Source organism: Tenacibaculum piscium (assembly GCF_021390755.1).
GTDB lineage: Bacteria > Bacteroidota > Bacteroidia > Flavobacteriales > Flavobacteriaceae > Polaribacter > Polaribacter piscius.
The window spans coordinates 233,467-245,183 of record NZ_JAJGWR010000004.1 but is presented as its reverse complement, the minus strand read 5'-3'; the positions used below and the strand labels follow the sequence as shown (position 1 = coordinate 245,183).

At 31.3% G+C, this 11,717-nt stretch carries 13 protein-coding genes and 1 riboswitch; of the genes, 2 read left to right on the top strand and 11 right to left on the bottom strand.

The genetic code is table 11. From position 1 onward, the window contains the following. Positions 1-46: 46 nt before the first annotated feature. Positions 47-214, bottom strand: a riboswitch (SAM riboswitch). 268 nt (positions 215-482) lie between these two features. The 8 genes from cysM to L0U72_RS08935 form a co-directional block, all read right to left on the bottom strand. Continuing rightward, positions 483-1,373, bottom strand: a complete 891-nt coding sequence (gene cysM, locus L0U72_RS08970; RefSeq protein ID WP_233897255.1) for a cysteine synthase CysM — start codon at positions 1,371-1,373, stop codon at positions 483-485. A 3-nt stretch (positions 1,374-1,376) separates the two neighbouring features. Further along, positions 1,377-2,132, bottom strand: coding sequence for a serine O-acetyltransferase EpsC (gene epsC / locus L0U72_RS08965; protein ID WP_233898929.1), 756 nt, complete (start codon positions 2,130-2,132; stop codon positions 1,377-1,379). A 130-nt stretch (positions 2,133-2,262) separates the two neighbouring features. After that, on the bottom strand, positions 2,263-3,318 hold the full coding sequence (locus L0U72_RS08960) for an NAD(P)/FAD-dependent oxidoreductase (RefSeq protein ID WP_233898928.1): 1,056 nt from the start codon (positions 3,316-3,318) through the stop codon (positions 2,263-2,265). A 199-nt stretch (positions 3,319-3,517) separates the two neighbouring features. Further along, a complete protein-coding gene (locus L0U72_RS08955) occupies positions 3,518-3,754 on the bottom strand; it encodes a NifU family protein (RefSeq protein WP_101918460.1) in 237 nt (78 codons plus the stop codon). Positions 3,755-3,782: 28 nt separating this feature from the next. Then, positions 3,783-4,913 (bottom strand): Mrp/NBP35 family ATP-binding protein, encoded by a 1,131-nt coding sequence (locus L0U72_RS08950; RefSeq protein ID WP_233898927.1) that lies wholly within the window; start codon positions 4,911-4,913, stop codon positions 3,783-3,785. Between the two features lie 816 nt (positions 4,914-5,729). Next, positions 5,730-6,056, bottom strand: coding sequence for an MGMT family protein (locus tag L0U72_RS08945; RefSeq protein WP_233898926.1), 327 nt, complete (start codon positions 6,054-6,056; stop codon positions 5,730-5,732). A gap of 11 nt (positions 6,057-6,067) precedes the next feature. Further along, complete coding sequence (gene trmB / locus L0U72_RS08940) at positions 6,068-6,739, bottom strand: tRNA (guanosine(46)-N7)-methyltransferase TrmB (RefSeq protein WP_101918462.1); 672 nt, start codon at positions 6,737-6,739, stop codon at positions 6,068-6,070. Positions 6,740-6,763: 24 nt separating this feature from the next. Then, the gene (locus tag L0U72_RS08935; protein WP_101918463.1) at positions 6,764-6,982 is read right to left on the bottom strand and encodes a DUF6341 family protein; all 219 of its coding nucleotides are present in this window, start codon (positions 6,980-6,982) and stop codon (positions 6,764-6,766) included. 42 nt (positions 6,983-7,024) lie between these two features. Between L0U72_RS08935 and L0U72_RS08930 the strand changes: the two genes are divergently transcribed. Further along, the gene (locus tag L0U72_RS08930) at positions 7,025-7,927 is read left to right on the top strand and encodes a DUF6427 family protein (protein ID WP_233898925.1); all 903 of its coding nucleotides are present in this window, start codon (positions 7,025-7,027) and stop codon (positions 7,925-7,927) included. Positions 7,928-8,125: 198 nt separating this feature from the next. Here L0U72_RS08930 and upp read toward each other — a convergent pair whose 3' ends face one another. Continuing rightward, the gene (gene upp, locus L0U72_RS08925) at positions 8,126-8,779 is read right to left on the bottom strand and encodes a uracil phosphoribosyltransferase (protein WP_101918465.1); all 654 of its coding nucleotides are present in this window, start codon (positions 8,777-8,779) and stop codon (positions 8,126-8,128) included. Positions 8,780-8,839: 60 nt separating this feature from the next. Continuing rightward, complete coding sequence (locus tag L0U72_RS08920) at positions 8,840-9,622, bottom strand: alpha/beta fold hydrolase (protein ID WP_233883151.1); 783 nt, start codon at positions 9,620-9,622, stop codon at positions 8,840-8,842. Between the two features lie 160 nt (positions 9,623-9,782). On the opposite strand from L0U72_RS08920, the gene brnQ reads away from it, so the two are divergent. Beyond that, positions 9,783-11,069 carry a branched-chain amino acid transport system II carrier protein gene (brnQ, locus tag L0U72_RS08915; RefSeq protein WP_193706426.1) on the top strand — a complete coding sequence of 429 codons (1,287 nt, stop codon included), beginning with the start codon at positions 9,783-9,785 and terminating at the stop codon, positions 11,067-11,069. Positions 11,070-11,187: 118 nt separating this feature from the next. On the opposite strand, the gene L0U72_RS08910 is transcribed toward brnQ, so the two are convergent. Then, on the bottom strand, positions 11,188-11,691 hold the full coding sequence (locus L0U72_RS08910) for a DUF3575 domain-containing protein (RefSeq protein WP_101918469.1): 504 nt from the start codon (positions 11,689-11,691) through the stop codon (positions 11,188-11,190). Positions 11,692-11,717 lie beyond the last annotated feature (26 nt).

Below are 11,717 nucleotides of genomic sequence, written 5' to 3'. Positions count from 1 at the left end.
TATTATTGGTAGAAGCTATCAGGAAAAGAGGAGGAAAAGTTCTTTGCCGTTATCTCTCTTAAAAAGCTGTAATTTTGTAATAAAACAGTTTTTAAGTAGAATTTAGCACCTTCTTTATTTGATTAATTTGAAAATTTTAGAATTTTTAAATTAATCAAATAAAGGGTTGCTAAGGTTTCTTTGGGTCTAATCCCTCCACCTTTCTTGATAACATTCTTATTAAATTAATGAACTAATAAAGTGCAAATTAACGAACTTTTTTTATTTTTTATAAGTATTTTGATAATTATTTTTAAGAGCCTGTTTAAAAATTAAATAAAAACCAAATTCTCGTCATTCTGAATTTATTTCAGAATCGCATAAAGAGAAGAACTACGGCAAATCAGGATGCGAAACTGAAATAAATTCAGTTTGACGGATGCGATTTTTCAAATAAAATGTTTTTAAATGAAATTTAAACAGGCTCTAATAAATCTTGTATTTTAATAATTATACAAATTTGATGATAAATATCGATCACCGATATCACAAATAATAGCGACAATAATTCCTTCTTCAATCTGCTCTGCAACTTGCAAAGCAACATGCACAGCACCACCGCTACTCATACCGCCAAAAACACCTTCCTGACTCGCTAATTTTCGGGTCATATTTCTAGCTTGATTTTCACTTACTTCTAGTACTTGATCTACTTTTGAACGATCAAATATTTTTGGTAAATATTCTTTTGACCATTTTCTAATTCCAGGAATACTTGAACCATCGGTTGGTTGTGCTCCAATAATTTGAATGTTTGGGTTTTGTTCTTTTAAATAGGTAGAAACACCCATAATAGTTCCTGTAGTTCCCATTGCCGATACAAAATGTGTTACTTCACCTTCGGTATCTTTCCAAATTTCAGGGCCTGTAGTTTTATAATGTGCTTTCCAATTATCGTTATTTTCAAATTGATTTAGCATAAAATACCCTTTTTTATAGCGTAATTTTTGGGCAAAATCTCTTGATCCTTCAATTCCTTCTTCTTTTGATGTTAATATAACTTCTGCACCATAAGCTCTCATGGTTTTTATACGTTCTTCTGTAGAGTTTTCAGGCATTACTAGGGTCATTTTCAAGCCTAATACATTTGCTATAAATGCCAATGCAATCCCTGTATTTCCGCTAGTTGCTTCGACTAAATGATCTCCTTTTTTAATATTTCTTCGGTTTAATGCCTCTAAAATCATATTGTAAGCAGCCCTATCTTTTACGCTTCCTCCAGGGTTATTTCCTTCTAATTTCAAAAAAAGACGTACGCCTTTTTTATCCAAAATATTACTAACCTCTACTAAAGGCGTATTTCCAACAAAGTCGGTTATTTTTTTTGCTTTCATAATTTAAACTTTATGTAATGAAACAATTTTATTTTCTGTTTGATAAATAACTAACGATTTTGGCGGTACTGATTCGGTAACACACACATTAGCTCCTATTACACTGCCTTCACCAATTATAACATCGCCACCTAAAATAGTCGCATTGGCATAAATAGTAACGTTATTATCGATGGTCGGATGTCTTTTTGTTTCCGCTAAACTCTTTTTCACCTGAATACCTCCTAAAGTAACTCCTTGGTAAATTTTTACATTATTTTTTATCAATGTGGTTTCACCAATAACAATTCCCGTGGCATGATCTATAAAAAACGAAGCGCCAATTGTAGCTCCTGGATGAATATCGGTACCTGTTAATCCGTGCACATATTCGCTCATCATTCTTGGTAAAGTAGGCACTTTTAAACGGTACAATTCATGGCTTAAACGATACACTGCAATAGCATGAAACCCTGGATACGCCAAATAAATTTCCTCTAAGCTTTTTGCTGCTGGATCTGTTTTTTCAAAAGCAATAGCATCTAAATCTAATTCTCTTCTTATTTCTGGTAATTTATCTTGAAATGATTTCCAAATTTCAGGCGCATTTTTTATTTTTAAACGTCTTGTTATTTCAAAGAAATTTTCAGTAATACGTTCTTTATTCTTTGCCTTAAATTCTTGATCGAACAAGGCATAAAATATTTTTTTGGTAAAAACTTCAACAGTGTCTTTTAAACAGATATTATAGTTTTCTAGTGGTTTTTCTATTGTACTCATTACTTCTCAAATTCTCAATTACCAATATAATTAATTGTTTTATTTGCTACTTTCACTTATTTTAAAAGTAGCAAATATAACATTCTATATAACTCGTAAAATTATGCTTTTATTTTGAGATTTAATGGAATTAATTTATCGCTTTTACAACTGCTTTTGGCGCTTCTTTTCGAGTTCCATCAAAACCATCAATACCGCCTACTGTGGTGTATTTCATTACGTATTTTTTATCTGGATAAATGATTTTAAACGCACTCTGACACATTAAAGTTGCTTCGTGAAAACCGCATAAAATTAATTTTAATTTCCCAGGATACGTATTTACATCGCCAATGGCATATATTCCTGGAATATTTGTTTGATAATCTAAAGAATTATTAACTTTAATTGCATTTTTTTCAATTTCTAAGCCCCAATTTCCGATAGGTCCTAATTTTGGTGATAAACCAAATAAAGGTATAAAATGGTCGCAGTTTAATGTATATTCTTCTTTATCTTTTTCAGCAATCACAACGCCTTCAACATGATTCTGTCCAACAATTCCTTTTATTTCCGCAGGTGTTATTAAGTTGATTTTTCCTACATCTTTTAATTCTTGTACTTTATCAACAGAATCTAAAGCACCACGAAATTCATTTCTTCGGTGTACTAAAGTGACCGATTTTGCAATGTCTGTTAAAAAAATTGACCAATCTAAAGCAGAATCTCCACCACCAGCAATTACCACGTTTTTATTGCGATATAATTCTGGTTCTTTAATCATGTATTCCACGCCCTTATCTTCAAAATCAGCGATGTTTGGAATGGGTGGTTTTCTTGGTTCAAAACTTCCTAAACCTCCTGCAATTGCTACTACGGGTGCTTGGTGTTGTGTTCCTTTATTGGTGGTTACCAGAAAACTTCCGTCTTCTTGTTTCTCGATAGTTTCGGCACGTTCGCCTAAGGTAAATCCTGGTTCAAATTGCTTGATTTGTTCCATTAATTTATCCGTTAAATCACCTGCTAAAATCTCTGGATACGCAGGAATATCATAAATCGGTTTCTTTGGATAAATTTCTGAACACTGACCTCCTTGTTGTGGCAATGCATCAATTAAATGACAGCGTAATTTTAACAATCCTGCTTCAAATACAGTAAATAATCCTGTTGGACCTGCCCCTATAATTAGAATATCTGTTGTAATCATTTTTTAAGTATTTAAACCTCCTCTTTTTTTAAATAGAGGAGGTTTTCTTTGTAGTTTACGAGTTGCGTTAGTGATAGAGCGGTTTGTTTAAGCTCTTTTTTAAATTTTTTCTATTTAAAAAAAAGCGAGTAGCGAAAGCACGCCCGAACGCCCAAAAATAATATGTTTGTAGTGATTAAAAAATGATAAAAATCAGTTTTTAGGCTACATTAATTACCTCTTCAATAACGGGTGCATACTTTTTTATAGTTGCTTCAACGCCATTTTTTAACGTCATTTGATTTACAGAACAACCACTACAAGCACCCTCTAACTGAACTTTTACAATATTGTTTTCAATAGATAAAAGCTTGATATTTCCACCATCACTTACTAAAAAAGGACGGATTTCTTCTAAGGCTTTTTCTACATTATGCTGTATCTCTGTTGCTGTCATACTCTTGCTCTTGAATTATTACTCTTGATTATTTGGTACTACAACCACTCATCGTAGTTATACGAACTACTTCAGTAGCTGGTAAATTTTCATTTCTTTTTAACAATTCAGCAACCATTGCTTTTGTTACGTCTTTAAAGGCATTTTCTAGCGGCGTATTTTCTTGTAAAGCCACTGGATGTCCTACATCGCCCGACTCACGAATACTTTGTACTAATGGAATTTCACCTAAGAAACTTGTTTTAATATCTTCTGCTAAGTTTTTAGCACCGCCTTGACCAAAAATGTAATATTTATTGTCTGGTAATTCGGCTGGTGTAAAATATGCCATGTTTTCAACAATTCCTAAAACAGGTACGTTAATGCTTTCTTGTTGAAACATTGCAACTCCTTTTTTAGCATCTGCCAAGGCGATATTTTGTGGCGTACTTACTATTACCGCTCCGTTAATTGGAACTGCTTGTACGATTGATAAATGCACGTCTCCTGTTCCTGGAGGTAAATCGATCAATAAGAAATCTAATTCGCCCCAATCTGCATCAAAAATTAATTGATTTAAGGCTTTTGATGCCATTGGTCCACGCCAAATTACTGCCTGATCTGGATCAGTAAAAAAACCTAATGATAATAATTTTACGCCGTAATTTTCAACAGGTTTCATTTTTGAACGCCCATCTACTTTTACAGATAATGGTTTTTCTTTTTCAACATCAAACATTAAATGTTGTGATGGTCCGTACACATCGGCATCTAAAACACCTACTTTAAAGCCCATTTTAGCTAAAGAAACCGCCATATTAGCCGTAATGGTAGATTTCCCTACACCTCCTTTTCCAGAAGCTATCGCTATAATATTTTTGATATTAGGAATTACTTTTCCTTTAATTTCGTTCGGATTTTCTTTTTGAACAACCTCCACTTTTACATTCACTTTTACGTCAAGGCTGTCATCAACATTTGTGTGAATTGCTTTGATTATTTCTACCTCAGCTTTCTTTTTTGCTTGTAAAGAGGGGTTTGAAATGGTTACATCAACAATTACTTCTTTACCAAAAGTAACGACGTTTTTTATGTTTTCACTTTCCACTAAACTTTTACCTTCTCCTGGAGCCGTTATAGTTTCTAATGCTTTGTATATATCTTGTTTTTTAAAACTCATTTGAGTATTTAATTTAGTTAATGCTAAGTTACAAAGATACATTTTAGCCCGCAGAAAATAAAGGGTTTAGATTGTGAAAATTTATGACGTAATAATTCTATTTTATAGTTTATCTTTAGTACAAGAAATATAAAATTATTTAGAGTTTGTTTAAGAGCCTGTTTAAAAATTAAAGAAACTGTCAGTTCGAGTGATTTTTTTCCTTCAAAAAAATTGTATCGAGAACTTTTTTAGTATAAAATTCATTAATATAAAAGAATTCAAATTCTCGATACAATTTTAATTCCTTTTAGTCATTAAAATCACTCGAATTGACAAGAATCATCAAAAAAAGGAAAGAACTACGGCAAATCAGGATGCGAAACTGAAATAAATTCAGTTTGACGGATTCGATTTTCTGTTTTCTTGCTATAAAACTTTTTTTTGATGAAATTTAAACAGGCTCTAAATTTCATCTGAAAAAAATATAGTGGCAAAAAATGGCGGCAAGGGGTTAAAACCCCTTGTTAAAAGGAGCTAAAAAATGTGGCAAATGAACATGAGAAACTGAAATAAAAATCCCTTTGACGCATTTTTATTTTTAAAACAAGGGGTTTTAACCCCTTGTCATGCTGTTTTGACGTTACAGCAATTTTTGGAATAAAAATTTAAACAGGCTCTTAGAGTTTGTTTAGATATAGAATTAGGTTTTATTACAGATAAAATTATATTAAGTGCATAATTTTCTTAATAAAAACAAAAACAGGATTAAATCAATACTGATTTAATCCTGTTTTATATCATTTATATTTTCTTGAACTTTAACTAAAAAGAGCATTACAATTCATCTATTGGATTCCAAAAAAGAGTTTCGAAATCTTGTATTTGATTTTCAAGCACAATAATTCCTTCATTTTCTAATAATTGCTGCATCAGGTTTGTTCCCTCAAAATGATGTTTCCCTGTAAGTAAACCGATTCGATTTACCACTCTGTGTGCAGGAACATTTTTATCATGTGAATTATTCATTGCCCAACCTACCATTCGTGCAGATTTGGCTGCTCCTAAATACCTTGCAATTGCGCCATAACTGGTTACTCTTCCGTAAGGAATTAACCTTGATACTTCGTACACTTTTTCGAAAAAATTATCATTTTTACTCACTTGAAGTAACGTTAATATTTTAACTTAAAACGGATATACGTAATTGGTTTCCCTTTTTCTAAATATTGTTTTTCGTAAAAAGTTTGCGTAGAAGTTACTTCTTCTGGTGCACCTTCATTTACATACACATTATGGTTTGCATGTAAAATTTCATGTCCTTCCCCGTGTATTAAACCTAAAGTATATCCGTGCATAAATTCGCTATCGGTTTTTAGGTTCATAATACCACCTTCTTTTAAAATATGATCGTATCTTTTTAAGAATGCGGTGTTGGTCATTCGATGTTTTGTACGCTGATATTTTATTTGCGGATCTGGAAAAGTTATCCAAATTTCATCGACTTCATTTTCTGCAAAAATGTGGTCAACTAATTCTATTTGTGTTCTAATAAAGGCAACATTTTGCAAATTATTTTCGATAGCAGTTTTAGCGCCACGCCAAAAACGTGCCCCTTTAATATCGATACCAATAAAGTTTTTAGCTGGATTTTTTTCAGCTAAGGCAATAGTGTATTCTCCTTTACCACAACCGAGTTCTAAAACAATAGGATTATCATTTTTAAAAAATGTGTTCCATTTTCCTTTTAGAGGAAAATCTCCTATTACTTCTTCTCTCGTAGGTTGAAGTACGTTTGGAAACGTTTCATTTTCTTTGAAACGTTTCAATTTATTTTTGCTTCCCAATATGTCTATAAATATGTCTGTAAATTAAGCTTTATCTTCTGTTCCATTTTTTCGGAAACTCAATGATTGTGACATCCAGTATCCTAATAATAGAATTAAAATAAAAACAAACACCCAGTTAACGGCATTTGAAGTCCACCATCCGGCATCTTGTTTTGCTACTTCTAATCGCAACCATTTGAAAGGCTGTAATATAAAAGTAAATAAATCGCCAATTAATCTAAAAATATTTAATCCTACCATAACTTGATTATCTTTATGTTTGCAAAAGTATAAAAAGAAACTATGTTAGCCAATTTTTTCGGTAAATCAAAACCTGTTAATTTCATCGTGCTTTTCGCACTATTTTTAAGTTATTTTTCTGTTCATCTATTTTCGACTAACATATCGTTAAAAAGTGCAGAAGAATTGCTCGGTTTTCTGATTGTTTTCGGAATTTTCAACTTTATAATTGCCAAGAATAACGTAACGTTTGATAACTCTTATGCTTTTTTATTTTTCGTATTACTTATTGGTTTTTTTCCTGATGTGATAAAGATTAATCCGCTATTTTTAGCTAGTTTGAGTATTTTATTTTTTTCACGAAAAATTTACAGCCTACAAGTGGCATCAAACAAGTTTTATAAATTATTTGACGCAGGTTTATGGCTTGGAATTTCCTTTTTACTAGCACCTTATACTGCTTTTTTTGCACTATTATTATACACGGCAATTTATGTACATCAACAAGTAACGTATCAAACTATTTTACTTCCTTTATTGGGTTTTGGAGCGGTTCTTTTCTTGTTTTTCACGTATTGTTTTTGGGTAGATGAAACGTTTGTTTTCCTATCTCTTTTTGATTGGAATTTATCATATAACATCGATTTTTATCAACAGGCAACTTATTTATTTCCTTTATTATTTATAGGAATTGTTGTTTTTTACGCACTTTTATTGAAGAGTCCGAAAGCGTTATCGGTGTTAAATACGTTTAAAAAAAATTGGATCTTACTTTTTATTCATTTATTAATTTCATCATTTATTATTATTTTAACAACGCCAAAAACAGGAACTGAACTACTTTTGATGTTCTTTCCTGTTTCGATAATTTTGGCAAATGGCTTGGAGTTATTTCAAAAAAAGTGGATTTCAGATGCTGTTATCCTATTATTTTTGCTAGGAACAATACTTATGAACATCTTATAAATAAGTTGTTAACTATTTATAAACGGCTTATCAACAACTTATAAACATCTTAAAAATAGCGTATCAGCTAAGAGCCTGTTTAAAATTAAATAAACTGTCAGTTCGAGTGATTTTTTCCTTCAAAAAAACTAAAAACCAAGGCTAATCAGGATGAGAAACTGAAATTTAAACAGACTCTTTATTATTAATTAATAATAATTAGATTTTTGTTCCGAAAGCTAAATCACCAGCATCGCCTAAACCAGGTACGATATATCCTTTTTCGTTTAATTTTTCATCAATATCGGCAATCCACAATTCGGTATTTTCAGGAAAATAGCTAGAAATATGTTTAATTCCTTCTTCGGCACCTAAAACGGCTACAATTTTAATTTCTTTAGGCGTTCCAAATTTCTTAATTGCTTGATAAACGGCAACTAACGAACTTCCTGAAGCAATCATTGGATCGATAAGCAGTACGGTTTTACCTTCTATGCTTGGCGAGGCGAAATATTCTACTTTAATTTCAGATTTTTCATCATTATTTGGGTGATGTCTGTAAGCGGAAATAAATGCATTTTCAGCGTTATCAAAGTAGTTTAACAAGCCGTTATGTAAGGGGATTCCAGCTCTAAGGATGGAACATAAAACGATTTCATTTGTTGTTTTATTAACTATTTTTTTTGCTAAAGGGGTTTGAATTTCTTGAGTTTCGAAGGATAATTTTTTACTTAATTCGTATCCTAAAATTTCTCCGATTCGTTCAATATTTCTACGAAAACGCATCGAATCATTTTGCACGGTTACGTTTCTTATTTCTGATAAAAACTGGCTTAAAATTGAGTTTTCTTTAGCTAGATGATAAATTTTCATGGTTCAATAATTTAGGCAAACTTACAAAATCAACCTGATTGATTCTTAGTTAAAAAAATATTAATCAGTCTTAATAAATTCTTTTATTTTCTGAAGAAGTTCTTCTTTTTGTTCGATATGTGGCATGTGTCCGCAGGTTATTTTCACCAAAGGAGTTTGTGTTCTGTGGGCTTCTTCGACAATATTTTCATACGATAAGATTGTATCATTTTTTCCTGCTATTATCAATTTTTTTTTGATATTTTTCAGTACAATTTCTTTATTATTTCGCAATTGCATTCCTTTTGTAGCGTTTATATACCCTTGAAAAGGTGTTTTTAGAGCTTCTTTTTTGAGTGCTTCAATTTCGATAGAAAACTGTTTTTTAGCGACTTTATTAAATAAACTTGAAATTGCTATTTTCACCAAATTTTGATAATTGTTTGTTGCTATTTTACAGGCTTTTGAACGTAATTTTTTTCGTTCGGGGCTATCTTGTTGTGCGGTTGAATTTAGCAAACAGATTCCTTTTATCTGCTTTGGATATTCCTCTGCAAAAGCTAAAGAAACATAGCCTCCCATGGAGTGTCCAATAATATAAGATTGCTTGATATTTAAGTATTTTAAAACAGCTTTTACCGCCAGAGCCATATCTTTCATGGTATGAATATCTCCGATACATTGTGTATTTCCGTGTCCTAATAAATCGATAGTAATTACTCGATTTGTTGTTTCTAAATGTAGTGAAATATGCTTCCACATCTTGGAATTTTCGAGAAAACCGTGTAATAAAACAACGGGGATTCCTGTGCCAGAATCTGAATACGCAATAGCAGTATTTTTATAGCGAATATAGTTTTGCATGTCTCAAAAATAGGATTCTTTTTTTGAAGTATTATCGTAATTTTTTCAATATTTTTGTGTCTTTTTTTTGATGATTTATCATCAAAAAAAACGAAGCAAATTAATAAAATTAAAATCAAGATAAAAATCATCAACATAAATTATAAATACATTAATCAAAATGAATAAAACAACTAAAACCAAAGATATATACGTTACAGGTTTTGCCTTATTTTCGATGTTTTTTGGGGCAGGAAACTTAATTTTACCTCCTTATTTAGGAAAAAACGCCAGTGATTTATGGGGTTGGGTAACTATTGGTTTTTTTATTACTGCAGTTTTCATTCCTATTTTAGGAATTTTAGCGCATGCAAAATTACAAGGTACTATGTATGATTTTGGTAAAAAAGTATCTCCTACTTTCAGTAGTATTTACTGTTTACTTGTTTATACAATTGCGGTAGCATTGCCTTCTCCTAGAACAGCTTCTGTAACACATGAAATGGCAATCGCTCCTTATTTTGAAGTTAGCTCTTTGATTACAAGCTTACTATATTTTAGTTTGGTTTTTATTTTTGTCATGAACAGAAATAAAGTACTCGATTTATTAGGAAAATTCCTAACACCTTTAATTATAGGAATATTACTAATTATTATTTTTGTAGGAATCTTTGTAGCGCCTACAACAATGAATCCATCGATATTTGATGCACCTTTTGTGAGTGGTTTATTAGAAGGATATCAAACTTTTGATGCTATTGGAGCTGTGGTTGTTGGAGGTGTGTTGGTTGTTTCGATGAACTTCAATAAAAATACTTCTTTTGAAGCAAAGAAAGATTTAATTACCAAAGCAGGTTTTATTGCTGGTTTTGGGCTTTTAATTATTTATGCGGGACTTATTTATAACGGTGCATTATTTAATACTGTTTTTAGTGATGATGCGACACGTTCGGAAGTTTTAAGTGCATTAAGTTCACAAACTTTAGGTAATATTGGAACTACATTTTTAGGTGTTTTAGTTGGTTTGGCATGTTTTACCACGGCGGTTGGGCTTATCACAGGTACTGCAGATTATATAAAAGGAATTTGTAAAAATTCTCCAAAAGCTTATATGGCAACGGCTATTTTTGCCTGTGTTGTGGGTATTTTAGTGGGTCAGTTTGATGTGAAATATATCATCAACATTGCCTTGCCTGTGTTGATGCTTATTTATCCGACCACTATTGTTTTAATCATTTTGAACCTACTTACTGAAAAATATACATCAGGAATTGTTTTTAAAGTTGTTGTTTTTATTACCTTATTTTTCAGTATTCCTGATTTCTTAGATTTTATTATTGATAAAGAACATTTAGCACCGATTAAAGCATTTATTCCGCTTTCAAAAGAGCATTTAGGTTGGGTTTTACCAGCGATTATCAGTTTTATTTTAGTCAATGTTTTTCAATCAAAAAATAGCATAAAATAATATACTCATAATTAATTATCTGTAAATAAAAAACCCGTTATACATCTTTTAAAAAATGTAAAACGGGTTTTTTATTTAATTTTCTATTGTTTTTTTTCATCAAAAAAAGATGAACTTGCTAAAATCGATATCCTAAATTAAGCCCAACTCTCGGCACAATTTCTGGCGATTCAGAGGTAAACATATTTCTACCCAAACCCGCATATATATCGACCACAAAACCACCTGAAGATACATATTTCGTACCAAATGCCAATCCTAAAGCACCATCGGTATATTTTTCGTATTCTTTTTTATCAGAACCAACTAAATCTTTTTCATTTTCACCACCATTAATTCCCATAAAAACTTCTCCAAAATAATTCCAATTGCTATTATCGGTAAAATAATGACGAAAAAAAGGCGTAATCATCCACTCTTCATTGTATCTAAAATCTTTGGATTTTTTCTCAAAATTAAGCAATGTTGAAACTCCTATGGAAGAACGTTCTGTAGTATAGTATTCGTAAGAAACAGATACTGTTTTAAGGGCTACAGCATTTAGAAAATCGGCTTTAACTTCTTGTTGTGCTTGTGCAAATGAGCCGATAAAAAGTACGGTTATTAAAAGTATTTTTTTCATGATTTTATACTATTTTACAGCAAAAA